This is a genomic window from Bacillus sp. AY18-3 (genome assembly GCF_008042305.1).
Classification (GTDB): domain Bacteria; phylum Bacillota; class Bacilli; order Bacillales; family Bacillaceae_G; genus Bacillus_A; species Bacillus_A wiedmannii.
On sequence record NZ_QKQR01000014.1, the window covers coordinates 1 to 26,744 of the forward strand.

25 protein-coding genes are annotated in these 26,744 nt (G+C 33.2%); 23 read left to right on the plus strand and 2 right to left on the minus strand.

Going from position 1 to position 26,744, the window contains the following annotated elements:
• From DM800_RS13780 to DM800_RS13850, 16 genes are all read left to right on the plus strand, one after another.
• Positions 1 to 351, plus strand: a 351-nt coding sequence (locus DM800_RS13780) for a hypothetical protein (protein WP_147787031.1), incomplete at its 5' end; no start/stop codon positions are given.
• Positions 352 to 398: 47 nt separating this feature from the next.
• A complete protein-coding gene (locus DM800_RS13785; protein ID WP_002130425.1) occupies positions 399 to 686 on the plus strand; it encodes a DUF5592 family protein in 288 nt (95 codons plus the stop codon).
• Positions 687 to 700: 14 nt separating this feature from the next.
• Entirely contained in the window at positions 701 to 1,522 is an 822-nt protein-coding gene (locus DM800_RS13790) for a hypothetical protein (RefSeq protein WP_147787032.1), read from the plus strand.
• Between the two features lie 15 nt (positions 1,523 to 1,537).
• Complete coding sequence (locus tag DM800_RS13795; RefSeq protein WP_147787033.1) at positions 1,538 to 3,475, plus strand: VirB4 family type IV secretion system protein; 1,938 nt, start codon at positions 1,538 to 1,540, stop codon at positions 3,473 to 3,475.
• Positions 3,476 to 3,479: 4 nt separating this feature from the next.
• Entirely contained in the window at positions 3,480 to 4,607 is a 1,128-nt protein-coding gene (locus DM800_RS13800; RefSeq protein ID WP_147787034.1) for a bifunctional lytic transglycosylase/C40 family peptidase, read from the plus strand.
• 27 nt (positions 4,608 to 4,634) lie between these two features.
• The gene (locus DM800_RS13805) at positions 4,635 to 5,213 is read left to right on the plus strand and encodes a hypothetical protein (protein ID WP_048567231.1); all 579 of its coding nucleotides are present in this window, start codon (positions 4,635 to 4,637) and stop codon (positions 5,211 to 5,213) included.
• 21 nt (positions 5,214 to 5,234) lie between these two features.
• Positions 5,235 to 6,131: a hypothetical protein gene (locus DM800_RS13810; protein WP_048567232.1), complete on the plus strand. Its 897-nt coding sequence runs from the start codon at positions 5,235 to 5,237 to the stop codon at positions 6,129 to 6,131.
• Positions 6,132 to 6,390: 259 nt separating this feature from the next.
• A complete protein-coding gene (locus DM800_RS13815) occupies positions 6,391 to 6,651 on the plus strand; it encodes a hypothetical protein (RefSeq protein WP_048567270.1) in 261 nt (86 codons plus the stop codon).
• Positions 6,644 to 7,834: a MobP2 family relaxase gene (gene mobP2, locus DM800_RS13820; RefSeq protein WP_147787035.1), complete on the plus strand. Its 1,191-nt coding sequence runs from the start codon at positions 6,644 to 6,646 to the stop codon at positions 7,832 to 7,834. Before DM800_RS13815 ends, mobP2 begins: the two co-directional genes overlap by 8 nt.
• A gap of 3 nt (positions 7,835 to 7,837) precedes the next feature.
• Positions 7,838 to 8,281, plus strand: coding sequence for a hypothetical protein (locus DM800_RS13825; RefSeq protein ID WP_048567234.1), 444 nt, complete (start codon positions 7,838 to 7,840; stop codon positions 8,279 to 8,281).
• 42 nt (positions 8,282 to 8,323) lie between these two features.
• Complete coding sequence (locus DM800_RS13830; RefSeq protein ID WP_048567235.1) at positions 8,324 to 8,599, plus strand: hypothetical protein; 276 nt, start codon at positions 8,324 to 8,326, stop codon at positions 8,597 to 8,599.
• On the plus strand, positions 8,592 to 12,002 hold the full coding sequence (locus tag DM800_RS13835) for an LPD25 domain-containing protein (protein ID WP_147787036.1): 3,411 nt from the start codon (positions 8,592 to 8,594) through the stop codon (positions 12,000 to 12,002). The genes DM800_RS13830 and DM800_RS13835 overlap by 8 nt, the downstream gene beginning before the upstream one ends.
• 97 nt (positions 12,003 to 12,099) lie before the next feature.
• On the plus strand, positions 12,100 to 12,234 hold the full coding sequence (locus DM800_RS29630) for a hypothetical protein (RefSeq protein WP_255446990.1): 135 nt from the start codon (positions 12,100 to 12,102) through the stop codon (positions 12,232 to 12,234).
• 15 nt (positions 12,235 to 12,249) lie between these two features.
• Complete coding sequence (locus DM800_RS13840; RefSeq protein ID WP_048567237.1) at positions 12,250 to 14,907, plus strand: type IA DNA topoisomerase; 2,658 nt, start codon at positions 12,250 to 12,252, stop codon at positions 14,905 to 14,907.
• Between the two features lie 98 nt (positions 14,908 to 15,005).
• Positions 15,006 to 15,983, plus strand: a complete 978-nt coding sequence (locus tag DM800_RS13845) for a DUF3991 and TOPRIM domain-containing protein (RefSeq protein WP_048567238.1) — start codon at positions 15,006 to 15,008, stop codon at positions 15,981 to 15,983.
• Positions 15,976 to 16,638, plus strand: coding sequence for a restriction endonuclease (locus DM800_RS13850; protein ID WP_048567239.1), 663 nt, complete (start codon positions 15,976 to 15,978; stop codon positions 16,636 to 16,638). The genes DM800_RS13845 and DM800_RS13850 overlap by 8 nt, the downstream gene beginning before the upstream one ends.
• 213 nt (positions 16,639 to 16,851) lie before the next feature.
• On the opposite strand, the gene DM800_RS29200 is transcribed toward DM800_RS13850, so the two are convergent.
• Positions 16,852 to 17,004 carry a ribbon-helix-helix domain-containing protein gene (locus DM800_RS29200; RefSeq protein ID WP_000290205.1) on the minus strand — a complete coding sequence of 51 codons (153 nt, stop codon included), beginning with the start codon at positions 17,002 to 17,004 and terminating at the stop codon, positions 16,852 to 16,854.
• A 115-nt stretch (positions 17,005 to 17,119) separates the two neighbouring features.
• Between DM800_RS29200 and DM800_RS13855 the strand changes: the two genes are divergently transcribed.
• The 7 genes from DM800_RS13855 (at position 17,120) to DM800_RS13885 (ending at position 26,457) form a co-directional block, all read left to right on the plus strand.
• Positions 17,120 to 17,308, plus strand: a complete 189-nt coding sequence (locus DM800_RS13855; protein WP_000440213.1) for a hypothetical protein — start codon at positions 17,120 to 17,122, stop codon at positions 17,306 to 17,308.
• A 29-nt stretch (positions 17,309 to 17,337) separates the two neighbouring features.
• Positions 17,338 to 17,598: a hypothetical protein gene (locus DM800_RS13860; RefSeq protein WP_147787037.1), complete on the plus strand. Its 261-nt coding sequence runs from the start codon at positions 17,338 to 17,340 to the stop codon at positions 17,596 to 17,598.
• 430 nt (positions 17,599 to 18,028) lie between these two features.
• Positions 18,029 to 18,307, plus strand: a complete 279-nt coding sequence (locus DM800_RS13865; protein ID WP_048567241.1) for an AbrB/MazE/SpoVT family DNA-binding domain-containing protein — start codon at positions 18,029 to 18,031, stop codon at positions 18,305 to 18,307.
• A gap of 296 nt (positions 18,308 to 18,603) precedes the next feature.
• Positions 18,604 to 20,145 carry an SIR2 family protein gene (locus DM800_RS13870; RefSeq protein WP_048567242.1) on the plus strand — a complete coding sequence of 514 codons (1,542 nt, stop codon included), beginning with the start codon at positions 18,604 to 18,606 and terminating at the stop codon, positions 20,143 to 20,145.
• A gap of 679 nt (positions 20,146 to 20,824) precedes the next feature.
• On the plus strand, positions 20,825 to 23,611 hold the full coding sequence (locus tag DM800_RS13875) for a binary toxin-like calcium binding domain-containing protein (RefSeq protein WP_179955678.1): 2,787 nt from the start codon (positions 20,825 to 20,827) through the stop codon (positions 23,609 to 23,611).
• Between the two features lie 601 nt (positions 23,612 to 24,212).
• Positions 24,213 to 24,785, plus strand: a complete 573-nt coding sequence (locus DM800_RS13880; protein WP_147787039.1) for a tyrosine-type recombinase/integrase — start codon at positions 24,213 to 24,215, stop codon at positions 24,783 to 24,785.
• A gap of 175 nt (positions 24,786 to 24,960) precedes the next feature.
• On the plus strand, positions 24,961 to 26,457 hold the full coding sequence (locus DM800_RS13885; RefSeq protein ID WP_147787040.1) for a caspase family protein: 1,497 nt from the start codon (positions 24,961 to 24,963) through the stop codon (positions 26,455 to 26,457).
• Positions 26,458 to 26,560: 103 nt separating this feature from the next.
• Here DM800_RS13885 and DM800_RS29205 read toward each other — a convergent pair whose 3' ends face one another.
• Positions 26,561 to 26,734 carry a hypothetical protein gene (locus DM800_RS29205; protein WP_179955679.1) on the minus strand — a complete coding sequence of 58 codons (174 nt, stop codon included), beginning with the start codon at positions 26,732 to 26,734 and terminating at the stop codon, positions 26,561 to 26,563.
• Positions 26,735 to 26,744 lie beyond the last annotated feature (10 nt).

Consider the following 26,744-nt stretch of genomic DNA (forward strand, 5'->3'; position numbering starts at 1 on the left):
GGAAGTAGCCCGGCACCAGTAGAAGCATCAAGATCAGTGCCAAGTGGAGGGGGCCCGGCATCAGCCGACATCGTAACGGTGACACATAGTAGCCCGATTATTCCTTATGAAAGTGATAAAGAAGTGGCGGCAAGTAGAAATCAAGAAACACGGACATTAGGACAATATACAACGGATAAAGTTAAAAATACTACATCATCGGTGAAACAAAAGGTAAGAGGAGTGCAAGAACGGATTCATAATTCTGAAACGGTACAGAATACAAAGCGTTTTTATCAGATGGGGCAAAACACAGGCAAAAGTTGGGGAGATATCGTGAACAAAAATAAAAATAATACGGATAAAAAATAAGCGTAATCGTGCGCTTATTTTTTATTGTCGAAAAGGAGGGAATCCCGATGAGAAGCTATCGGATTCCGAAGGAAATCAGTACAGAATTACGGATTAATAAAGTGCTTTATTTAATAGATTTCTTTTTATTAATTGGTTTATTAGTTGTAACAATGATTCTTAGGAATTTCGTACATGATTCCTTTCAGTTACCATTTGTTATTTTCATGGCAGCTATTGCAATTATTATGATTTGGCGACCAAGTACGAATCCTCAAAAACGAATGTATGAAGTGTTGATTATTACACTGTTAAGAAGGAAAGGTGCATATTGCGCCATTGATAACGATCAATAAGGGAGGGATCACATATGGCGTTATTCAGCGAAAAAGATGTGGAGAAAGAAGAGCCAAAACAACTAGAAGTGCCGAAGAAAACAGCATTTCGATTTAATGAAAAAAATGTAAAAGAATCACTTTCTGAACCAAAAGATATTGTGAAGGTGGTACCCAACAAAAAGAAAGAAGAAAAACCAAAGGTAGAACCAAAAGTAGAACCAAAAGTAAAAAAACAGAAGAAAGAAAAGCCAAAGAAAGATGTTTCGAAAAAGAAAAATACAAAACTGTTAGGTTTTTTATCTAGAAAAAAGAAAGAAGCGCCACCAAAGGTAAAGAAAAGTATTGCAGAAATTATGCAAATCGTAGATATGACAGAGGATGGCATATTTGAGCTGAAAAATGAGGAGTTTTTAGAAATTCTTCAAGTGGAAGGTGACGATATGTTCTCAAAGAATAGCGACGAACAAGCATTTGTCATTTTCTCACATGCTTATTTTTATCAAGCCTACAAACAGTCCATTAAACTTGTTTTTTTAAACTTCCCATGTCAAACAACCGAACAACAACGTTATATAGAGAAGAAAATTAAAGAATGTACCAGTCCTTTGTATGAACGAATTTTAAATCAAAAGTTAAAAGAACTTCAGTTTTTAGAATGGGGCAGAACAAATCGGGAAGCCTTCTTATTTATTTACGGAGAAACGGAATTAATCGTAAAAGAACGTGTGGATGCAGCAAAGCGATATATCAAACGCTCTACTGAACTATTAGAGGTGGATGAAGAGAAAAAGTTAGAGCTTATGTTTAAATTGTTTAATCAAAATGCAAAATTAGGAACGAAAAATATATGGTAGTAAGGGGGAAACAATATGTTTGCGTTCAAACGTAAAAAATCTAAAAAAGAAAAACAGGAAGAACTAAAAAAGAAGAAAGGTTACAACCCCTATTTAGTGGCTAGAGTTCAGCCACAAGGGGGAATCAGCTTTAAAGAAAGTTATGTGCAAACAGGTGATGGATTAGGTACTTGTATTCATGTTTTTGACTATCCAACAGAAGTAAATGATTTTTGGTTAGAACAAATTATGAATATGCCGAATGTGATCACAACATTAGATGTAATGAGTGATGACCGAAAAGAAGTCGTTGAATCGATTAATAAATCCATGAGTGAACAAAGTGTACGGCATGATACAGCAAAGGATAATATAGATCGGATTGATGCAAAAAATGAATTTTTAGAGCTGGAAGCTCTTTATACGGATTTGAAACAAGGTGAGGTCATGAAACGTATTCATTTGCGTATCTATGTTTCCGCTAGAACTTTAGATGAGCTAGAAAAACAAGTAAAAGAAATCATGGAAACATTAGAGTCTTATAACTTTCGAGGAGCTGTCTTTTTAAATGAACAAGAGTATGAATGGGATGCACTCGTAACGAGCTTTGATACACAAAAAAATTATGTGAACCGAAGAAAAGGAAAAGAAATTCCGGCAGTCAGTTTGGCTGGTGGATGTCCATTTCACTATTCTTATTTGAACGATCCATACGGTACGTATTATGGAACAACGAAAACAAAAGGAAATGTTATTTTTGATATTTTTCATAAAGACAAACAAAGAAAGTTTTATAACGGTGTAATGATTGGAAAGCCTGGTGCTGGAAAATCAACATTACTAAAAAAGAAATCAGTAGACTATGCAAGTAAAGGTCATTTTATTCGTATTTTTGATATTGTAGGTGAATTCGAGGAAACAGTACGTGATCTGAACGGGAAAACAATTGCATTAGATGGTTCGCAAGGTCAAATTAACCCACTTCAAGTATATAAGACAGCAGAACTTGAAGAAGTTAGTTTCACTCAACATCTATCTAAACTGACAATTTTTTATCGATTCATTGCGCCAGAAGCAAAAGATGATGAAATTAAAGAGTATGAAAATTTGCTTCGAAAATTATATATTCGTATGGGATTATGGAATGATAAAAAAGGAGCAACAAATGAAATTACAACAAGAAAACCAAATGAGTATCCCATTTTCTCAAACTTTTTATCTTTTGTTCGTGATGAATTATATGAGAATGTAGAAAATAGAAAACACCATGAGAATTTAGGAGAAAGCAGAAAACATCGTTTAGAGTTGATTGAATTAAATCTTGTGAATTTAGTAGAAGCATATGCACAATTATTTGATGGTCATTCTACTATTGAAAACTTTAAAAAAGAACAAGTTGTATCGTTTTCCTTACGAAACATTTCAAATTTTAAACCGGAAGTATTCCAAGCGCAAATTTTTAATGTTTTTAATTTAATATGGGATGAAATGATATCCAATGGTGCGCCACAATTAGAGGCATATACTAAACAACAACTTGCTTTTGAAGATGTAATTCGTTATTTCATTATTATTGACGAGGCGCATCATATCATAAACACGAAAAAAGAAAGCGCTCATGCTTTACAATTTTTAACTAAATTTAGCCGAGAAGATCGAAAATATTTTGCAGGGCTTTTATATGCAAGTCACACGATTCGAGATTTTGTACCGGAAGGATCTTCACAAGAAATGATTGATGAAATTAAAAAGCTATTTGAACTTACACAGTACAAATTTATCATGCAACAAGATAATAACAGTTTAGATATGTTACGAAAAGTATTTGCAGGACAGTTAAGTGAAAGTGAGATTGCAGCGATTCCACATTTACCAACCGGGGATGTCATTTTAAGTATTGGGGCTGTAAAAAACATTCATTTTCATGTAGAAGTAACAGACGAAGAATTGATGTTATTCGGGGGAGGTGCTTAATACCATGCATCTAGTTTTAAAGGTTATACCAAAGAAATGGCTCATCACTTTAGCGCTAATTGTGATGGGTCTTTTTTCTTTTCTTTTACTTGGAGTTATGAGTATTTTTATTGCGGCAATGGGTGGAGAAAGTGGAACAGACGCAGGTGATATTACGTATACAGGTGAAGGGCAAGTCATGAATGTTTCGCCCGAAGTTTTAAAATGGGAACCTACGATTCGGAAGCATGCGAAAGCTTTTGGCGTGGAACCGTTTGTCGCTTTAATGCTTGCTCAAATGATGCAAGAAAGCGGAGGGCGTGGCAGCGATCCAATGCAGAGTTCCGAAGGCGCATTTAATACGAAGTATTGTAAATCACCAAACTGTATTACAGATCCAGATTACAGTATTTGGGCAGGTGTACAGGAGTTTAAACATGCGATAGAAAGAGCCGGAGTAACGAGTCCAGGGGACATGGATCATATCAAAACAGCCCTTCAAGCATACAATTTTGGAACAGGTTTTTTTGATTTTGTTGGAGCAAATGGTGGCAAGTATACGAAAGAATTAGCAATTAAATTTTCACAACAACAGTATCAAAAAGTAAAACATACTGGCATGTATCATTGCCTTAGACCAGAAGCCGTACCATATCAAGCGTGCTACGGCGATATTTTGTACGTTGACGCAGTTTTAAAATATTATCAGCCGGGTTCTGTCGTTTCTGGTGGAGGAGGAAATCCAGGAAGTGGAGGCAGTAGCGATTCAAAAGTTGCCGATGTAGGTCGCCAATGGATAGGGCGTTCTACCTATGTATTTGGTGGAGGACGTAACACAAATGACATCGCAAGAGGGATTTTTGATTGTTCAAGTTTTGTACGCTGGGCATTCGAACAAGTAGGGATGTATACCAGTCCGATAGGAGCCGTAAGTACGGAAACATTAAACAAAATTGGTACAAAAGTATCAGCAAATGATATGAAACCGGGTGATGTTATTTTCTTTGATACCTACAAACATGACGGACACGTTGGTATTGTAATTGATAAAAATACTTTCATTGGATGTCAAACGAATAAGGGTGTTTCCATTGAAGATCTAAATAATCCGTATTGGAAAAAAGTCTTTTCTGGTCATGTAAGAAGGTTCTAAAAACCGAAAGAATAGGAGACTAAAAGAATGAAAGATAAACGGAAATTTTTGTTTATTGTACTTGCAATTTTAGTGGCTGGTGTGACAGCTTTTAATATCTATTTGAGTAAAAAGTCAATGAGTGATGGCAAAGAAAAACAGTTAAAACTTTCAAATGAATTACTAACAAAACAAAATGAAGACTTAAAAAAACGATTGGATAAGGTGCTTCCTTCCGCACAAGAACAACAAAGAAGGGCGTACTTATCGACAGCCGAAACGTTTATACAATTATCATTTCACCGAGAAAAAGAAGGGTACAGTGAGCGAAAAGAAAAGGCAAAATCTATTATGAGCGAAGAACTTTTACAACAATTCTATCCGACTGACAAATACGAATTAGGAGATACGTATAAAACAAAACCAATAGAAATGAAGTTTTATTTACAAGAAAATGAACCCGATAAAGAGGAGGTAAATGTACTAGCTGAATTTATAAATGTCACGACAGATTCAACGCAAAATCGAGAAGAAAAAGTAAACAATGTGTTGCGAATCATCATGAAAAAAGATAAGGAAACATGGCGAGTTACAAGTGTGGAAGAGCTAAATATGAAAGTTTTATAACGAAAAAGGTGGGGTGAGAGTGTGATAGGTGCAATTGGTAAGAAGAGTGAAAGAATCAATCTAAGAAAAAATAAGTCGTGGGTCTACCTAACAATTATCAGCTTTCTATTTTTGGGTTTTTTTGCTTTCTTGACATCTAAAATTTACATGCCAAGCGATGAAAAACTATTCCATACAGAGACAAATAAAGTAATTAAGTTGTCGGGTATGGGGAAGTTGATTGTAGAAAAAAGGGAATACAATCCACACAAAAACTTTATACAAATTTACTTTCGATTAGAAGGATATGAGGAAACAGGATATACATTTAAGGCACAGCAAAAAGCAAATCCAGGTGTTCAGTTACCTGTCAAAGTATTGTACGAGGAGAACGGAAAATACGTTGTAGAAGTAAAAGACTTATCTCCGAATTGGGGAGCGTTAGCTTTCGATATTTACAATAAAAATGGTGAGAAAGAACAAATGGATATTCGTAAATTCACACAAGATGTTAACGAATCTGAAGAAGAAAATGCAGCAACAAAAAGTCCGAATAAATTAGTTCAGACGATTTTTACCGATCAAAGAAAAACAAAAGCGAATGACGAACTGATAGCTGAAGATAAAAAAACATATGAGCTAGATTTTATAGAAAGAGACAAAAAGGATATCGAAACAAAGATAAAAAATTATGGGAAAGCAATCAAACTGGAAGAGGAAAGTGCGAAGACAGTTTATGAAAAAGTAAAAGAATTACAAGATGAAATGAAGTATCAAACGGAAACAGAAAAAACGGAAACACAATCAAAAATAGCATCCTTAGAATCTAAAATAAAATCATCAGAAAAGAACGTGGAATTGTTTAAAGGGGAACAAAAAATTGCACGAGATAAGATCAAAAAGTTAGAGCAAAAGGCACACGAAATTAATAAAAAGTGAAAAAAGATATAGGGACACAATGGAGACATTGAGGTGAAATAAGGGGACACGAAAGGGACATTAAGAAAAAATAACGGGACATGGTGGAGACATTAATAAAAAAGGTAGGGACGTAATGGGGACATTCAACTTCTTTTCTTGCCCCCGTCGTTTCGCTAGGCTCCGCCTAGCCCCACACCCTCGGTGGGGGCAGAAACCCCTTATGCTCTTCTCCCTATTTTTTGATCTCTACCCAGAATTGCGGAAAGGAGCGGAAATTGTGAATCTAAAAATAAGAGATATAGATCCAGTTGCCTTAAAGAAAATAGATGAAATTGCAAAGAGAAAGGGAATATCCCGGCAAAAATTTTTGAAAGCTCAAATTGAAATGCTGGCATTTTTTCAGCAACAAAATAAAAGGGAAATGGAATTGGAAAATCTCATTGAAAAGAACATCCATATGATGAGTGATTGTTATAACGCAATGGAAAAAATGAATGAGTTTATTCAAATGATGATGCAGGATGTTGAAAATGAGTAATGCAGTTCCTGTTCAGTCTTCCGTCACACCGGGTGTTGTTTTAAAAACGAAATTTGTGTTACCAAGTTCCGATGCGTTTCAGAACTATATTGATTATGTAGATCGGGAGGAAGCGAAAAGTGAAGTGAAGCTGAATCCGAAAATGTTCGAAACGTATCAAGACTATATGGGAAATTCAGAAAAGACATCGGCACTATTTACGGAACATGCAAATCGTTTAACAGAAAGTGAAAAAAAGTCCTTAAAGGAAATGTTTAAAACCGCTCATGAGAATGGAAGTATCATGTGGCAAGATGTCATTTCTTTTCATAATCCCTGGTTAGAGAAACAAGGAATTTATGATGAGAAAACAAAAACATTGGATGAAAAAAAGTTAATGGATGTAACACGGCTTGCGATGAAGGAAATGCAAAAAAGAGAGGGGTTGGAAAAAAGCTCTATCTGGTCGGCAGCCATTCATTTTAATACGGATAATATTCATATTCATGTGGCAACTGTTGAACCATTTCCAACGAGAGAACGTGGTAAAAGAAAACCAAAAACATTAGATGCGATGAAGGGTAAAGTCGTAAATAATTTGTTAGATCGTAAGCAGGAACAAAAACAAATTAATGATCTGATTCGAAACAATATGGTGGGAAGGAAAAAAGAAGATTCCGTTTTTGATTGGCGTAATCAACATTTGAAACCATTGTTTTTACAAATCTATAAACAGTTACCAAGTGATAAAAGACAGTGGCAATATAGCTACAATACGATTCAACCATTAAAGCCGCAAATTGATGAATTAAGCAGTCGGTATATTCAACATCATCATAAAAAAGATTACGATCAGTTTCTCCAAAAGTTAGATAAAGAAGTGCAAGTTTTTAAAGAAGCATATGGGGAAGGAAAGTATGATAAGAAGCAATATGAAAATTACAAGACGAATAAAATCAGTGATCTGTATAAAAGGATGGGTAACGCCTTTTTACAAGAAATGAAGGCATATGATAAAGAACAAAAAAGAATCCATCACATGAAAAAATCAAAGTCATTTCGAAAATTTCAGCAGAATGTATCTATTCAGTATTCTATGAGAAAAGTGGAAGGCGCTTTTAAAAGTGAATATGAAAGTTGGAAAAATCAAAAGTATTATGAGCGTATGCAAAGGGAAAATGCATATGAAAATGAAAGGGGTTAGATCATGGAGAATAAAAAAATACGAATGAAGTTATCATTAAATGAAAATGTCCATCAATACATTCAAGACTACATGGATGAAAATAATATTACTCATCCTGGTGATGCTATATCGAAAATTTGTATGGAACATCAAGCATCAAAAAGTTCAGAATGGTCATTGAATTATATTTCCGAAATTGTATCAAAGAATCTACACGATGTGTTGAAAAGTGAACTAACAAAAATTCGTCTTGGTGCCAATAGTGCGGATAGAAATACACAAGTTTTAATCGAATTAATGAATGGATACTTTTTTGCTAATGACCTGGATTTAGAAAGCATTATTACAACGGATAAAATAGAAGTCGGTGGCGTGAAAATTGCAAAAGAAGTCGTAGCGGAACGGATTAGTAACGCAAGACAAAAACGTTTAGATCATGAGGCATCAAAGAACAATGTAACGTAAGCTACATTGTTTCTTTTTATAAAAAAACAGGAGGTTAGTAGGATGTTATTATTTCGTGAAGATATCGCATTAGGGGTCATTAAAGAGGTTGGAGAAGGTGAACTTATTTTACTTGTAAAAGAGGAAGAACTAACAATCAAAATTACACGAGAACAAGAGGAAGAACTTGCAGTTCATGTCATGAATCAAGAGAATATGTTAGTTCCGATCAATGTAAAAACTCATGAGCTTTTCTTCGATACAGCTGAGAGGTGGAATGAAGAGGAAATGGAGGAATTACAAAAAGCAAGTGAAAGAGTAGGAGAAGATCATGAGTAAAAGTTATAAGAAAAAGTATCAAACGAAATCACCAGAAGAAAAGAAAGAAGCTGTGCAAGCTTTAACAAAAAAGATGGAAAAAAACGTTGAAGGTTATTTTCGTACACCGGGAGATTTAAAAGAGTATCTAACGTTTATGGCAAAGTTTTATCACTATTCACCATCTAATATTTCATTAATACAGAGTCAATTCCAGGGAGCCAGTGCAGTTGGTTCCTTTTCTTTTTGGAAAGAAAAAGGATTTCCGGTTAAGAAGGGTGAGAAAGGAATTAAAATTCTCGTTCCAAACCGAACGGTAGCAAAATTTAAAGACAAAGATGGGACATGGAAATCCGTTACAAAGGCGAGTGAGCAAGAGAAAAAACAAATTGAATCTAAAAGCGTAGAAGTGAAACCAGGTCGCTTATATTTTGCTATCGGTCATGTGTTTGATGTGTCCCAAACAAATGCAAAAGCGGAAGATCTTCCTCGTATTTTTCCGAATCGTTGGCTAGAAGGGAGCGTTACAGATTATCAGAGTTTGTACAAGGGAATGGAAGCTATTGCGGAAAAAAACGATGTGAAAATTATTGCGCCAAAATCCGAACTGGGTGTCGTAAAAGGTGTGAGCTATCCCGTAACAAAAGAGGTTGCGTTGAATCCTAGAAACAGTGAATTACAAAATGTAAAAACACTTCTTCATGAATTGGCGCATGCCAAACTTCATACCGCAGAGACACGTATGAATTACACAGCACCAGAAAAAGAGTTCCAAGCAGAAATGACAGCTTATGCGGTTTCTTCTTATTTTGGGATTGATACAGGCGAATATTCGTTAGGATATTTAGCGAGCTGGACGCAAGGAAAAGAAATGAAAGATAAAACCAAGTTGTTGAAAGAAGTACATGAAACTTCGATTGAATTTATTGAAACAATTGAAAATACGTTAGAAAAGGAAAAAGAAAAAACGAATGAAAAGGGAGTAGATAATATGTCAAAACAAGTGTCTGAATATGAAAGAGATAATTTTGAAATTTTGACAGGTATTCAACAAGATGTGCAGCGCAATATTAATGAAAAGTTAGGATTAAATTTCGAAAGACAATGGGAAAACTACGAAATTCAATTGTCAGAAGATGGACGGATAATTGGAGGTATTTATCCTAATATGCGATTAACTGTAGGAGAAATGCATGCAATTGTTAATCAATATGGGACTGAAACAGAGAAACAAAGTATAAATAAAATTACAAAGACTTTGGAGTTTTTTCACGAAATGGATGAGTATGAATATCCGGAGTTGGTAAATAAAGAAGTATTAAAAACTCCAATTGCGAAAGTTACTTCTAACTCAAGAGGGGATATGAACGTAGAGTGCCTTTCTGGGCGTATAGAAGATAAACGTGGGTTATTTAATTTTGATAATGCAATAAATCAAACAGTGAATCAAATCAATCATTCTATTGCAGAATCACATAAGGATATTATGACAACTAGAAATGAAGAACAGGATGGAAAAAATAAAGAGAAAGAGCATGTAGTAACAGTTGAAATACTAGATAAGGATATAAAAGACGGTGAGATTGCAAAATTACACATGGTGGATGCAGAAACCAAAGAAGTATATCATATGGCAATTTATGATCCAGGTGTATTAGATCGTGATGAATTTTATAATGGTGAAAGGGATGTTTCTAATATTGAACATATTTTTAAAGGAGATGTTTATGAAAAAGTAAAAGATACTCTCCTTGATAGAAACGAAAGTCAATCATTTACTGTACGTGAAGAGGATATGCTTATTCCTTTAAGTGAGTTAGAACAAGATGATCGATACGCTATTTTATTTAATACAGAAAAATATGAAGCGGCTAAAATAAAAGAAAATGAAAGACAGAATGAAAATAGAGAACAGAATGAAAGTGAAAAAAATATTTTACTAGTGGAATACATGAGTTTAAGTAATACGACACAAGAGCTGGTTTCTGTTGCAGAGTTAAGGGAACAAGCAGATAAAAACCGAGCGTTTGAGCCTGTAGAAGGTGCAGAAAAATTGAGTGATAAAGAATTTATAGAAGCATTTAACGAGGCGAATCAAGAAAAGTATGCAGCACTAAATCAGAATGAAATTAGTCGTCCAACTATGTTAGTTCAATGGAGCGACAATGAAACTTTTAAGAATAATCAACTGATTCCATTTGGAGAAGCCAATGAAAAAATGGCTGAAGTTATTTCAAGTATTGAAAAGGCAAGAGAAGAAGCTAAAGAAAGAGGTCAAACCATCCCTTACGATCAAGCTCGTTATCATATTGCCATTCCAAAAGAAGTAGATAGGGAATTTGGGAGAATGGAGCTTGTGAGTATGGATCGTATGAATATGGGTGATGGGGACTACAAAACGCCATATGAACAAGTATTAAACGAGAAAAGGTATCTATCGGATGAAGTGAAACAAGCGTTACGAGATGAGGTAATGAACCATAGAAATAACAAAGAAATACCGATGGAAAAAACACAGGAAAGTACATTGGAAAAATCAAAAGAGATACCTAATCACTTAGTTACAATTGAAGTATTAGCAAATGGTGTTCACGATGAAGAAGAAGTTGCAAGAATCCACATGATGGATGCTGTTACGAAAGATATTGATTATTTGTCTGTATGGAATCAAGATTCAACAAATCGGGAAGATTTATCTGTTTTTCTCATGGAAAAGAACGGGAAACGGGAAAATTACTCCTTAGATAACATTTTGAAGCCAGATTTATATGAAAAAGTTCAAAGTTCTATCTTTGATGGAAGAGGAAATTTGTCATTTGTTGTTTATGAAAAGGATGCAAATATGAGTCTAGATGAGTTGGTAAAAGATGAACGATATGGACACTTAGTTGATAAAGCGGAGGCACAAAAAGATTACTCATTTAATGAAAAAGAAGTGGAATTATATAAAGAAATGAAAAAGGAAGGATATGCACCTATTGTCTCTTTAGATCAACAAATTCAACCTTCAAAAGAAAAAGAATCAACTACATTAGATAAGGACTTAAGCCGAAAATTCGAAGCATACAGACGTTCACAATATGAAGAAACACCAGATAATATTGATAGCATTGTCACTCGTGTAAAAGCTGAAGAACGGTATTATACAACGAAATATGTTTCGATTGATAATGAGCTGGTAAGCCAGGAACACGTAGTAAAATTAGAAAATCAAGTGGATGAGAAGCTTGGAAAAGAAGGAATAACAGTGAATCAGTCTACAACTTCAAAGGAAACGGATTTTGATAAAAAGTTTCAGCCATTGAATGGAAAAAAAACGAATGATAAAGAAAAAGATAAGGAAATAGATCCTGGGAATGTAGATCAGTCAAAAACTACAAAGAAATCAGGTAGAAAAAGAGAAACAATGGAAATGGAACGATGAAAAATTTTATAACAGGAAAAGCAGATTAAATCATTTTTTGTTACTCAATTGAGATAGCGGAGAGTGATTTTTTTATAGAACGAAAGGAGAGAATGCCATGAATGTATGGCTGTTTGCGGGCTGTATGTTCCTTGTAGCTGTCTTGTTAAACATGTTGCTATTATTTGGTCACAGAATGATGAAAAAGCGGAGAAATAAGAAATGGAAGCGTAAAACTGAGATTGTAGATTAATAGGAGGTAATACGTATGGGGAAAACATTGTTTATTGCTGAAAAATCGAAGGTAGCTGTTGAGTTATTAAAATCACCTAGATTTAGAAACTCACAAAGGTATACAGGGAGTAAGCCATATTATGGCTACTATGAAAATGAAAATTATATTATTAGTTGGTGCCGAGGACATTTATTAGAACTAAAATATCCAGAGGAAATGGATGAGAGATACAAAGAGTTTAAATTTGAGCACTTGCCCATTATTTTAGAGCCGGAATATAAAGAAAAATCGGATAGTCTTGAACAAATTGAAATATTGGTTAAGTTGTTAAATCGTCCCGATGTAGATCATGTGGCAAACGCCTGTGATGCGGATAAGGAAGGTGAGCTTATCTATCGTGAAATAGTTGAATATGCAGGTGTGAGCAAGCGAGAATCACGCTTGTTTATCTCTTCTTATGAAGCCGCAGAACTAGAGGGAGCCTTGAACCGATTAGAACCAAGAGCAGATTATGATGGACTTGCTCAATCCGCTAAAGCAAGGCAATACCTGGATTATATTCTAGGGATTAATGTTACAAGAGGCTGTACATCCAAACTAGCAAGAAACCAATTCTTATTGGCTTCTGGTCGTGTTCAAATGTGTATCTTGAATGAAATCAGGCAAAGGGAAATTGCTATTCAAAATTATAAAGAACAAACCTATTACAATTTAAAGCTACTAACGGAAAACGGTTTATCACCAGTAATGAAAACAGAAGATCAACTGATAGATCCATCGCCACTACAAAAGCTTGGAGATAGCTTGAAAGAAACGAATGTAATTGTAACGGAATTTAAAGAAAGCAATAGAAAAAAGAAACCAAAATTATTATATAACTTAACGGATATCTACAAAGATGCTCACGCCAAACTGAAGATAAATGCGGAAACAGCAAAAAAGCATATTCAGAGTTTGTATGAAGAAGGCTTTATCACATATCCTCGTTCTTCATCCAGGCACTTACCTACAGAACAAGTGGAACGAGTGAAGGAAGTAATGGCAGCATTAGAAAAAAGCTCCTATGCAAATCTCGTACAACAAGTAGTTCCATCTTCTATTACGAAAAAACATACTACTTTTAATGATGAGTTAGTCAGTAGTCATTTTGCCATCATCCCAACAACAAAATTATATGCCGGAACCAACCGAAATCCATTAGAAAAACAGTTATATGACTTAATTGTAAAACGATTTATCGGGAATTTTATGAAACCAGCAATCTACCTGGTAAGAGAAGTACATTTTATAGATCAAGAGGGCAACACATACAGTACAAAAGAAAAAATCCTACAAGAGAAAGGGTTTCTAAGTGTGTTTCAAGAGGATATAGAAGAGGGGTCAGTTGAAGCATTTCAGATACCTATTTTACGAGAAGGAGATTCTTTCAGAATTGTTCAGTATGACTTGATTGAGTCTCGAACAAAGAAACCAGCCTTTCATACGGAAAGTTCTATTTTAACCTTTATGGAGACGGCAGGGCGTAAATTAGATGATGAACATTTGAAAGAACTTATGAAAGGAAAACGGATTGGGACAGTCGCAACGGAAGAAACGTTTATCCCAAAATTGTTAGAGCGAAGCTATATTGATGTTACTAACAGTCAGATTCGAACTACTAATATTGGTCGTGCGTTTATAGATGCTTTTCCGGTAGATGAAATCAAAAATCCAGCTTATACGGCTGAAATGGAAGGGATGATTTACATGATCGAAAAGAATGAAATGAAATATGAGGAATTTGTGGAGAAAACGAATACGTTTGTAAAAGACACAGTGGAACAATTAGGCGCAATGGATGATAAGGTGTCGGATAGCATTATTAATACTTGGAATCAGCAAATTGAGGTGTGCAAATGCCCTTGTAGAAAAGGAAAAATCCTTCATAAAGGCAATTTTTACGGGTGCAGTAATTATCCGGAATGTGAAATCTCCTTACCGAAAAAAATTAAAGAAAAAGCGATTCCGGAAGCGCAAGCGAAAAAGCTGTTTGAAGATAAGAAAACAGATCTTTTAAAAGGATTTAAGTCCAATGAGAAGGAGTTTTCCGCTTATCTCGTGTTACATGAAGGAAAAGTTAAATTTCAGTTCCCAACACAAGAGGAGCTGTCATTTGGTAAATGTCCAAAATGTAAAAAAGGGGATATGCTTCATCGTAAAACATTTTATGGATGCACAGAGCATAAAAACGGATGTGATTTTATGTTACCAGCCAAAATGAAAGGGAAAGCAATCCCTGGCAATCAAATGAAGAAGCTACTTCAGTATAAAACAACGGATTTTATCAACGGCTTTCAAGGAGAAAAGGGAGAATTTACAGCAGCTATCTATATGGAAGCGGACGGAAGTTTGAAATTCCGTTTTCCAACGACTGAAGATCGTACCATTGGTAAATGTCCATTGTGTAAGAGTAGGGTTCTTGTAGGGAAAAGTAACTATTTATGTGAGAAATACAAAAAAGGCTGTGACTTCATTATTTTTGGTACATTCTCTGGTAAAAATTTAAGTAGTAACCATGTGAAAAAGTTATTAGAAAAGAATGTGACAGATCAGATTAAAGGGTTTATCTCAAACAAAAACGGGAAGAAATTTGACGCTCGTTTATCATACAGCGTACAGGAGAAGCGATTAAAATTCTTATTCGGCAAATAAAAATGAAATGTAACAACTATAAGTAGCAAAAGAGGACTAGGAAACGGAATAGTCCTCTTTTTTATTTCATTTTATAGAGTAAAGGGGGGGATTCCGTAATGGCATATGTCAGTGCGGAGGATGCGATGAAAGCAAGAAAAGTTGACTTGATTTCATATCTGGAAGCAAAAGGAGAAACGTTTAAGAAAGAAGGTAACTATTATCGTCATACGGAGCATGACAGTCTCATCATTAAAGGGAATCAATACGCCTGGAATAGTCGTGGGGAAAAAGGGTATGGAGCGATTAGCTTTGCCATGATGTACTATGACATGACATTCCCACAAGCTGTGATGGACATTCAGAAGGGGGACTACAAAGAGTTTGATCGTTCAAAAGCTGAAGAAGAACGCAAAAAAGAGCAGCAGCCATTTAGTTATCCCAAACACCTGGAAGTAAATAAGCAAACAGAGATTAAAGAATATCTGGTTAATGAACGGAAAATAGATCCTCGCTTGGTGAATTGGCTGATTAAAAAGGATCTTATCGCCCAGGATAAGAAAAATAATGTGGTGTTTAAATGGAGGGAAGAAGGAGGCAAAGGGAAAGTCATTGGTATGAACCGTCAAGGTACAGTAAAAATGGAGAATAAAAGAGGAAGCTTTAAGCAAATTGTCCCGAATTATGAAAAAATTAATGCCGGTTTTACGGTTGATGTAGGTAAACCGGATAAGATTTATTTTTATGAAGATCCAATCGACATGTTATCTCATTGGAGCATTAAACAAAATAATATCCAAAACGCTCGCCTGGTTTCTATGCATGGATTGAAGTCAAAAACAGTGATTCAATCTTTAATGGATGCGAAAAAAGAAGGGCACGATATTAAAGAGGTCATTATGGCAGTTGATAACGATAAGGCTGGGAAAGACTTCATTCAGACAATGAAATGCTTTGTAGATCTTAAAGAGGATATTCCAACGAATGAAAAGGATTGGAACGATGTTCGGAAGAAACAAGTGAGTGAGCAACAGGCAAAAGAAACAGCCCAACCAAAGAAAATGAAACCAATTAAAGAGGTGGAGCGAAGTGTCTAATCTACCAGAAATGCCGAACATATTACAGATTTTGATTTATGGTTTTATCCTTTATGTTCTTGTTCGTATTTGTAAATTTGTGTATCGAAAGTTCCAGGAGAGAAGAGTACTGAAGCGAATAGCAAAATCCGGTATTCGCTTCATAGACAAAATGGATGGACATCAATTTGAAGTATATCTAAAAGCACTCTTTCGAGAGTTGGGTTATTCTCCAACAGTCACAAAGCAATCAAATGATTTCGGAGCGGATTTGGTATTGAAGGGAAAAAATCGTATTGTAATCCAGGCGAAACGCTACGGGATGAAAAATAGAGTCGGTATCAGTGCCGTACAAGAGATATATGCAGCACAAGCTTATTACAAAGCACACGAGGGCTGGGTTGTAACAAACAGTGTATATACAAGACAGGCGAAAGAATTAGCGGAGGCATGCCATGTAAAACTTATAGATCGTGTAGAACTTCAGAAATTGATTAATAAAATCAATCCCGAATATTCGGCTGAAGATGTGTATCAAGGGGTAAAACCTGCAGAACGGAAATGCCCAACATGTAAACATGATTTAGTCATCCGAAATTCAAATAAAACAGGAAATAAGTTTTTTGGCTGTTCTCAATATCCCACATGTACACATACAGAACCAATTAATACATGAGCTGTGATGAAAATCCGGCTCTTTTTCATTTGTTTAAAGAATACATGAGAAAAATCAGTTTAACACAAAAATGACTCTTCAGATTTGATTGTATGAGATTTTTAATTAGTTATTAATATAATAAGTCGTATTTGTCATAAAAACGTATGTAAAGGGAGAAACGGACTTTAAATGCGTTTTTAGGTTTTTTAGGGAAAATAAAAAGGGCAGTCATTATTTACGACTTAACCCTTTGTCTACGATCTGACGAATTGCTTCATTTCGATTCTTCAGCTTATTTTCATGCCAATAATTTTCTATTTGTTCTACTTGTTCTTTTGTAAAAGTAACTAAAATTTGAGTGTACTTATCTTTATTAACAGCCATATTACAACCTCCTCTATAAAAAATATTATAAGTTATATAACTTATATTGACAACCAGAAAAATGAGTAATAGAATGGTTATATAAGTTATATAACTTTATTGAGGAGGTTATTACATGGAACGAAAAGTTAAAAAGATGATGGCTGATCTTCAATTTATTATGAATCATGGTCAAATCAGTGTAGATTTTATGGATCTAGGATATAAAAGAATGCTTTTTAGTGCATTAGAAGCTACCGGAAAAAGGTTTAATGTGCATACCAATGAACATAATGAAACAACCTTGTTCTTAGAGTTAGTTTAGTAAATTTACGCAATGAGGAGCTGTTAATAATGGAGCAGTTAACCATTTTTGACGTAATGGATGAAACTAAAAATAAGTTATATGAGGTATTAGAGAAAAATGGATTAAATTATAAGATTCATAAGTACTATTTATATTCGAATTATGAAGGGGCTGTTCAGTATTACTATATAAGGACAACTGATAATACAATTATTGATTTGTGTCTTTCCGATTTTCCAGAAATATTTGCAATCCATGAAGGGTTTAGTGATAAACAAATTAGAAAGATTTACAACTGGAACTTATAAGCTATATAAATAACAAATTTAATTAATGGAGGAATAAAGAATGAAGATTGCTGTATCGGAATGGAAAGCATTGAAAAAAGAAACAAAGTTAAAGTTATTACGTTATGCGATGCTGGAAAGCAAGCATAAATATGCAAAATAAAAAGCTCTTCATTTGCAAAAAGCAAACAAAGAGCAAAGTCATGAGTGACCGTCGAGGAAAGAAATTGGCACATTTCTTTCCTCTTTATTTTAACATATAAAAACATGTAGAGAAAAGGGGCGTATAGAATGGAAGAAGGTCATATTTCCTTTCAGCAAAGGGTTAAAGAAGTACTTGTTATGATCGTTAGTTTTTGGATCATTATGTTTCTTATGTATGGCGAAATCCTGTTACAATAGTTAAGAATAACTTGGTACAAATTGATAATGAAATGGAGAAAGATACTAGATGAAAGCAACCGGAATGACTAGAAAAGTAGATGAATTAGGACGTGTAGTACTTCCAAAGGAACTTAGAAATACACTTGGTATTAAAGAAAAATCACCATTAGAGATTTTTGTAGAAGGGGAAGATATTATTTTACAGAAGTATCAGCCTGGTGGTGTTTGTGCATTAACAGGAGAAGTGTCAAATCGTAACATGGCATTAGCAAATGGTAAGATAACATTAAGTCCAGAAGGTGCAGAACTATTACTAAAAGAAATAGAACAGTATCTTGTAAAATAAGTGCTCCTTTCAAGGGGCTTTTTTAACAAGAAAAACATATAATTTCACGTACCGTAATGAAAAAATAGAAAACAAAATACATATTCAATAGTCTACATTTAATTTTATGCTTAATTGTTGATTTGAAATAAAGTCTCGACGTTTGGAAAAAAGTTAAACACTAGAACATTTAGTTTTTATATTAAATGGTATAATTTACTTAATCATTTAAAAATCACTTCAATTTTTAAAATCAAAGTTATACATATTGAGTTTGGGATTTTATTTTGAATCTATTAAAAAGAAAGAGGGATTAGATGCATATTAGTAATTTCATTAGAAATTTTACTAATCATCCAGTACTTTTTGTAGGTACTGGAATGAGTCTTAGGTATTTAGAAAATTCTTTTACATGGGATGGTTTACTTTCATATATTTCAAATAAGATTAAAGGATCAGATGAATTTTATTATGATTTGAAGTCAAAACATGAAAAAAACGGTGAGTATGACTACTCTAAAATCGCGAAGGATCTTGAAAAAGAATTTAACGACGTATTAATGAGTGATCGTAATGGTCAGTTCAAAGAAATTAATGATCAATTTTACGAAAATATGAAAAATCATATTAATATTAGTCGCTTTAAATTATATATTTCGCAATTATTATCTAATTATATAATTAAGGATAGCCAACAGCATGAAATTTCTGAGCTAAAGAAAGTAAGGAAGAATATTGGTTCGGTGATTACAACAAACTATGACAGTTTTATAGAGGATATATTTGAATTTAAAGAACTAATAGGTAACGAAATTTTGTTAAGTAATCCCTATGGTTCTGTCTACAAAATACATGGTTGTGTTAAAGATCCCAGTAAGATTATTATTACAGATGATGACTATGGGGTTTTTGATGAAAAATATGAACTTATTAGAGCACAATTGTTATCGTTATTTATACATAATCCAATAATATTTTTAGGTTATAATATAGGCGATAATAACATTAAAGGAATTCTTAAAACCATTTTTACATATATAAATCCTAATACCCCACAAGCAGAAAAAATTAGAAAGAATTTTTTGCTCGTAGAACATGATAAAGGATCACAGAATACTGAAGTTACGGATCATGATATTGACATGAGTGGATTTTCTACAATCCGTATTAATAAAATCAAAACTGATAATTTTTTAGAAATTTATAAACACTTGGCAGATTTAAACTTGCCCGTATCTGCAATGGATATTAGAAAAGTACAAAATATAGTTAAAGAGATTTATGCAGGAGGTAATATAGAAGTTAGTGTTACAGAGGATGTAGACGCATTAAAAAATGAAGAAAAGGTATTAGCCATCGGATCATTAAAAACAATCACTTATGAATTTCAAACAAAAGCGGAGTTAATGGAAAATTACTTTAAGATAATTGATGAATCTAACCATCAATTATTAAAGTTAATTGACAAACATAAATTCCAAAAAAACCAATATTTTCCTATATACGCATTTAGTAAGATTCAATCAGAACTGGAAAGCTCCGTTGAATTAAAAGGTAATCAAAATGAGAAAATAACTAACATAATTAATAATGCAACGGATTTTGCCCAAGAGCATACAAGTATTAGTGGGATTTTACAAGATGATAATATAGTACAATCAAAAAAGAACCTAGCTATAGTATTAGGAATAATAAATGATAGAATCCAACTAGATACGGTTGAAGAACACTTAAGGACTTATTCGGACAAGAAGTCTACGGATTATCGAAAAATTTTATGTGTTTATGATTATAAAAAGTATGCAGATGAACATGAGATGATAAATCTAGCTAGTTCTGGAGGTTCAATTGTAAGCTAATGGCACTCTAGGTAATAGGTATCTTATTAGAAGTTCAAGTTTTATTTCGTTATAGAGCATGATTGTTGAAAAACAAGATAGAAAATGATCAATCTTTTTTAGAAAAACTAAGATAAACTCTTTTATTATTATATGTTTGTTCTTTCCTGTTGCAGAATCCTTATTATAAGGATTCCTTTTTTTGTATCTAAAATTTACAAATAAAAAAAGATAAGATCGGAGAGGATGATCTTATCTTAAGCATAAGGGAAAAACAAATGACAGAAACCATCTTAATATTTATAATATTATACTTTTTGTTAATTTTCGATATAAAAACCATATATAACAGATATATCTATATTGAGAAATTTTTTACAAAATAAACTATAAATAATCAAAAAATCGAATGTAAACTTTTAGCCAGAAGTTTACTTTCAATAATAGGTGTCTTGCCACATCGCTATCAAGTTAACAAAACAAAATACCCTCTAAAATGAAAAAACAAGCCATCCATTCTGTATATTATTGCAAAAAGAATAGTGTTTTTTAAAGATGAGGATACAAAGTGCCTTAGATTTATGTCGATTTCGCGAAACTTATTACAAATAAAAACTTAGATTCCATGAAATTACATTTTCCGCCATGTTCTTTTGCTATTATATGTTTGTACGTTATTTTATCTATGAGGAGTGAAGAAATGAAGATAGAAAAAAAAGTAGAAGAACATAAGAACGCAGGTAGTTTTTCACGCTATGGTTTAATCGGTTTTTATTTTAAAGGCATCCAATTTAATGACCTCTTGTTAATAACACAAAAAAAAGATAGTAATTTATCTTTAGATAAAATTCAAGTGTCCTCGATATCTAATATTCAAAATGAAAAGATACAATCTGCTAGATGGATAGGATTCATTAAACCAGAACAAACAGATGCATATGTATTCTCCACTCCTTCTAACCATGAAATGTTAATACAAATCGATAATCAAATCATCAATATGGGAAGAAAAATAACATTAGAAAAAGATAAAATATATCCGATTCGAATAGAAAGTCGTTTTGAGAAAGATATAAATCACACAGTAACTTGTGAATTATGTTGGACTTATTCCGATAAAAAAGAAATTATTTCTGAGGTTTGTCTATTATCACCAGACTTTAAGAACACAGAATTTTACCCGCAAACTAGTTTGTTTGGCGATGTAGCTGATGATACTACTGACTCCGATCAAGATGGGCTAATAGACGATTGGGAAACCAATGGATATACGATTGATGACAATGGAAATGTTGTTCAGTGGCGTACAGAATATGAAGGAATGTACACAAAGTATGTATCCAATCCAAAGCAAGCTAGTACGGTAGGAGATCCGTATACTGATTTAGAAAAAGTCACAGGAAGTATGGATCGTGCCAATTCCTTAGAAACTAGAAATCCATTAGTAGCAGCCTGTCCACAAGTTGGAGTTAGTATGGAAAAACTTATAATATCAGAGAATGAGGATCTTACAAATTCTCAAGAAAACTCCACTTCTTCTAGTAAAACAGAATCAAATACAGGAAATACTAGCGCAGAAGCTGGGGCGGAGGGTAAAAAATTTGTTGGTAAGATTACTGCAGGGTTTTCACATACATCTTCAACAACACAAACAACTGAAGAAAGCACAACCAAGCAAGTTCACATTAATACCGGTCAGTCTGCATATTTAAACGCCAATGTTAGATACTTTAATACTGGTACTGCACCTATTTATCAAGTAACACCTACAAATAACTTTATTATAGATGATGAAACAATTGTGACAATTACTGCTCCATCGAGCAATATCGGAAATTCACTCTCCCCTGGAGCAACATATCCTGACCAATCTCTACACGCTATGGCATTAACAGAGATTGAACCAGGAAAAGACTTTACAATTCATTATGATAGTTTAGAAAAGCTTCAATCTGGGGAACAACTATTAATAGAAACCACTCAAATTAGTGGGAATGTCGATGATACTAATACATCTTGGGATAAATATTTTACGCAAATAGAAGCTAGTTCAGCATGTTTAATATTAGATACAGGCGATGAAGTGTTGGAAAGAAGAGTAGCTGCAAAAAATTATAATGATTCACTTGATTATACGCCAGAAATTACTTTAAGAGATGCAATTCAAATTGCTTTTTTAGCTACGAATGATGGTGATAAACTGTTTTATAATGACAGTCCAATTTGTGAAGAACTTGTACAGCTTGTTTACGATCAACAGACAGCTGATGATTTTGAGAGCCAGTTAGAAGCAAATCCGGATAAAAAGATGTTTGATTTATTAGTAAAACAAGGAATGAAAATTTTAATTAAAATTCCTTGTGTTAGTTTTGATTGTAATGGTTCTGCTAGTGTTACAAGTAATGGCATTACGTGGACAGGTGCAGCACACCAAGATAACATAGGAATAGAAGGTGGATGCTTAAAAGGGACGAATGCTACTGGAACCTTAAACCCTTTATTAGATCCATATGGAAAATATGTTTTAAGCATATATGCAAAGGCTATTAATGATAACACATCAATAGACATGGGAATAATGGATAAGAATAGTAATAATAAAAGACATAGCAGTTTTACATTAGATGCGGACTGGCAAAGAGTTGATTTTGAATTTAAGGTTCTTGATGATACATCGATAGCAGATCAAATTTATGTAAGCTCAAACAATGGTGACATTTATTTTGATGACATTACAGTCACAAAAATTGAAACGTTAACAAGTAATATTACGGAACAAGTTATACAGCAGGCACATACTGACCCCCAATGGACAACAAACAATGATAGCTCTTATGGGCCACAAGTTACTTCCGTATCTCTTAAACTTGACCCTGAGTATATATGTGATTATGAAGTAATTGTTGATGGGAAAAGCTACGGAACAGGCACACGCTATGAGACCACTGAAGAAGGAATACAGAAGATAAATTTTACTGAATATAATGCTGGACAGACTTTCGATATAGGTTCTCGCGTTCAAATTAATGCTATATATAAGAATGACTCCACAGTAAAAGCAATAGTAGCTTTGTGGTACAGTCAAAAAAATATAGATGTACAAGGTTGGGAAAGGCTTAATATGAATGCTACAATAACGTTTACTGAAATTGGTGATGATGGTGATCCAGAACCATACGGTTGGATTAAATTCTATTCTAGTGTGGTATCAGATACAACAGCAAATGAAGTTACCTTATGGTCAGATGAAAGTAAAGATACTTTGAAAACAAAAACAGTCAACATTTTAGATTTTTATGCACCTAATAATGGCTTTACTTTTTATGGTGATGTGATGGAGAGTGATGGTAGGGGGAACGCAGATGATAGACTTGCAGATCCAAAGTATCCAGGGGTAGCTGATCCAACAGATACTAGTGTTACTCTTTATGGACCAGATTCTGAAAATGATTATATTACTATTCAGTTTTCCGTGACTTATCCGTAATATAATATTTAAAGTCTCAAAAACCTCTGTTTTTGAGACTTTTTTATGTGTTCCATATGATATTGTAATACTACTGTTTTATCAGTCTCAGAACTTATCTTAAAATCAAAATCTCATTATTTTTTAACTTGATGAGTTATAAGACAAAGCGAGATGAAGAAAATCTAGCTCGTTTCATGTTGAAAGTTGCTTAGCGTATACTTTTGTTAAAATGTGGGCAGCAAGCCATTATATATTTGTTATTTCCTGTTGCAGAGTCCTTATTATAAGGATTCTTTTTTTTTGCATTAAATTTCTACAAACAAAAAAGATAAGATCGGAGAATTCGATCTTATCTCTAGCACAAGGAGTAAACAAAAGTGATAACCATCATAATTTTATTATAATTTAATTTTTGTTAATTTTGAATATTAACACCATAATTAACAAGTATATTTATATTGAGAAATTTATTACAAATTTAGTTATAAATGTTTTTAAAAACGAATGTAAACTTTTATTTCCCCTTAAACATTGACTTTTATCTAATTTCATTGCTATCATAAAAAAAGACAAAAAAGTATACATTCAAATCATTGAAAATAAAGGGATTGAAAAACAGATGGATAAAAAGAAACATTTAATTGATGTACAACCAATTCGGAGCATAGAACAGCTTAATGATATGAAATGGTCGCTCAAACGTCATTGTTCAGATCGTGATTACATTTTATTTCTAATCGGTATTAATACGGGGTTACGTGTAAGTGATTTACTTAAAATGGAAACGAGTGAAATTTTAAAACTGAAGCGAAAAAAACGAAAAGAATTTAAAGTAAAAGAAGGAAAGACAAAAAAGGAACGTATCATAAATATTACATCTATTTTTGAGGAAGTATTGCCATACGCTGAAGATCTAAAAAGTACCTGGTTATTTCCTTCCCGAAAAGGTGATAAACCTATCAGTAAAATTCAAGCCTATCGACAGTTACAAAAAGCCGGGGATTTTGCCGGAGTCGAATCTTTAGGCACTCATACCATGCGTAAAACGTTTGGGTATTGGTTTTACAAGCAGACAAAGGATATTGCTATGCTACAAGAAATATTGAATCATAGTACACCACAAATTACACTAAGATACATTGGAATTAATAAAGAAGAAAAAGATAATGTACTTGATACATTTCGCATCTAATTTATTTTAGATTCTTTTTGGTTTGTCGGAAATATAATGACTGAGTTTTTGATTTGAAATAAAGTCGTATTGCTTCATCTTTTTTTAGTGCTTAGATACAATGTTTATAGAAAAATTTGGTACAATTGTATTATATATTTTTTAGTATTAATGAAGAAGAAGTGGGGCGAGATAGTTGGGAGTAAAAATAGCAATATTAATTGGGGTAAGCGAATATAAAAATATTAGTAATTTAGATGCATGCTTATGTGATATTGAGGTAATGCATGAACTACTTAAGCAAACAAATGAATATAGTGAAATTTTATTTATTAACAAGAATTTGAATAGTAATCAAGTAAAAGACCAAGTTGTAGAGTTTGTAAAAAAATATGAAAATCCTGAAGAAGAAATCGATCAGGTATTTTTCTATTTTACTGGACATGGTAAGACAAACTCATCTGATGTTCATTTCTTGTTATCAGATTATGAGTCCACAAAGTTAAAGGCTACTTCTTTACAAAATTCAGAGGTAGATAGTTATTTACGATTGTTAAGTCCTAAATTAGCTGTAAAGGTCATTGATGCATGCTATTCAGGTGCTACATATATTAAAGACGATGAACAACTTGTAGAAAAAACTTTAAAGGAATCTGCACGGACAAAAGAATTGAAAGACTGTTATTTTATGTTTTCGTCTCAAAATAATGAACCGTCTCTTGCACAAAGGTTAAGTTATTTTACAGAAAGTTTTGTCCAAGCAATTCTTGATCAAGATGCTGGGACTACAATTAGATTTAAGAATATTACAGACAGAATATCTGATACATTTAGTTCAATATATAAAGACGAGCAAACTCCTAAGTTTGTTTTTCAAGCTGATCTTACAGAGGACTTTTGTGCAGTAACAACTGAGTTAAAGGAACAAGTTGAAAAAAAATTAGAGGATATCGGGGCAGTTACTTCAGAAGCTGTAGTAGAAGAAAAAGAAGAATTTTCTTTAATCGAAATGGTTAAAAAAGAAGCAGAAGATTACTGTACAGATTTTTCGGAAATCATAAATGCTGTTGATATAATAGGGGATAAGTTTGAAAAGTTTACACTACCAACTCACATAGCTGACCTCTATGAGTTATCAGTTAATAAGGGTTGTATAAATAGGGGGATTCCTTTAAGTAATATTGATAAATATAAATCTGTACTCAATTTACTTAAAGAAAAACAAAATGATTATTTTGTTAATGTAATATATGAAGAGGAAGAAGAATCTACAAATCCTTATAGCATCGCTTCACTATATCCATCATTTGGAAGAAAAAAAGAAAAGAAACCTATAGATTTAGAAGTGCTATCTGGGGAAATTCCCTTTGATTATATCTCTATTGAAATTAAGGCGAAGTATCCTAGTCTTAAATCTTATAAATTTGCGTTATTAATTTTCCTGTCACGTATGAATTTCCTGATTATGAATTCTGTTGCGCCATATAAGGAAATTGCATGGAATCAATTTGCAACAGAAGAAGAAGAAATGAAATGGGTATACAGGGAAATTAAAATTAAAGACACTCAAAATTTGACAATCACTACTGAAAAAATCTTAGGTCAGTGTACGAATATTATACTTGATGAACTAGGCACAAAGTTTGAAATACAGGGTAAAGAAACAGAACGTAATTTGATTAAAACACAATAATAAAATTCAGCGAAAAGAAATGAGTATATTAGACTATAAAAAAGAGTCCTAATAATAAAGGACTCTTTTTTTATGGTTATTTGATATTATCAAGGTTTTTAATTCACACTCGCTTTTCAATCAGTTGAATTTGAAAAATGTCACTGTCATTAATATCAAGCACCTTCATTTCTTCTTTAAACGAACGCCAAGGTTCCACTTTAATGGATTTTATACTTTTATCCCGCAAAGTATATTCTCTTATATAATATGAATTGTGTTTTTTATTCTTCTTCAAATAACCTTCC

Bases quoted from the DNA above. Each gene is read 5' to 3' on its own strand.
- DM800_RS13865 (WP_048567241.1), top strand. From the start codon at position 18,029: ATGAAAGCAACCGGAATGACTAGAAAAGTAGATGAATTAGGACGTGTA.
- DM800_RS13835 (WP_147787036.1), top strand. From the start codon at position 8,592: ATGAGTAAAAGTTATAAGAAAAAGTATCAAACGAAATCACCAGAAGAA.
- DM800_RS13825 (WP_048567234.1), top strand. From the start codon at position 7,838: ATGGAGAATAAAAAAATACGAATGAAGTTATCATTAAATGAAAATGTC.
- DM800_RS13795 (WP_147787033.1), top strand. From the start codon at position 1,538: ATGTTTGCGTTCAAACGTAAAAAATCTAAAAAAGAAAAACAGGAAGAA.
- DM800_RS13860 (WP_147787037.1), top strand. From the start codon at position 17,338: ATGGAGCAGTTAACCATTTTTGACGTAATGGATGAAACTAAAAATAAG.
- DM800_RS13845 (WP_048567238.1), top strand. From the start codon at position 15,006: ATGGCATATGTCAGTGCGGAGGATGCGATGAAAGCAAGAAAAGTTGAC.
- mobP2 (WP_147787035.1), top strand. From the start codon at position 6,644: ATGAGTAATGCAGTTCCTGTTCAGTCTTCCGTCACACCGGGTGTTGTT.
- DM800_RS13880 (WP_147787039.1), top strand. From the start codon at position 24,213: ATGGATAAAAAGAAACATTTAATTGATGTACAACCAATTCGGAGCATA.
- DM800_RS13855 (WP_000440213.1), top strand. From the start codon at position 17,120: ATGGAACGAAAAGTTAAAAAGATGATGGCTGATCTTCAATTTATTATG.
- DM800_RS13790 (WP_147787032.1), top strand. From the start codon at position 701: ATGGCGTTATTCAGCGAAAAAGATGTGGAGAAAGAAGAGCCAAAACAA.
- DM800_RS13840 (WP_048567237.1), top strand. From the start codon at position 12,250: ATGGGGAAAACATTGTTTATTGCTGAAAAATCGAAGGTAGCTGTTGAG.
- DM800_RS13805 (WP_048567231.1), top strand. From the start codon at position 4,635: ATGAAAGATAAACGGAAATTTTTGTTTATTGTACTTGCAATTTTAGTG.
- DM800_RS13870 (WP_048567242.1), top strand. From the start codon at position 18,604: ATGCATATTAGTAATTTCATTAGAAATTTTACTAATCATCCAGTACTT.
- DM800_RS13875 (WP_179955678.1), top strand. From the start codon at position 20,825: ATGAAGATAGAAAAAAAAGTAGAAGAACATAAGAACGCAGGTAGTTTT.
- DM800_RS13800 (WP_147787034.1), top strand. From the start codon at position 3,480: ATGCATCTAGTTTTAAAGGTTATACCAAAGAAATGGCTCATCACTTTA.
- DM800_RS13785 (WP_002130425.1), top strand. From the start codon at position 399: ATGAGAAGCTATCGGATTCCGAAGGAAATCAGTACAGAATTACGGATT.
- DM800_RS29200 (WP_000290205.1), bottom strand. From the start codon at position 17,004: ATGGCTGTTAATAAAGATAAGTACACTCAAATTTTAGTTACTTTTACA.
- DM800_RS29630 (WP_255446990.1), top strand. From the start codon at position 12,100: ATGAATGTATGGCTGTTTGCGGGCTGTATGTTCCTTGTAGCTGTCTTG.
- DM800_RS13830 (WP_048567235.1), top strand. From the start codon at position 8,324: ATGTTATTATTTCGTGAAGATATCGCATTAGGGGTCATTAAAGAGGTT.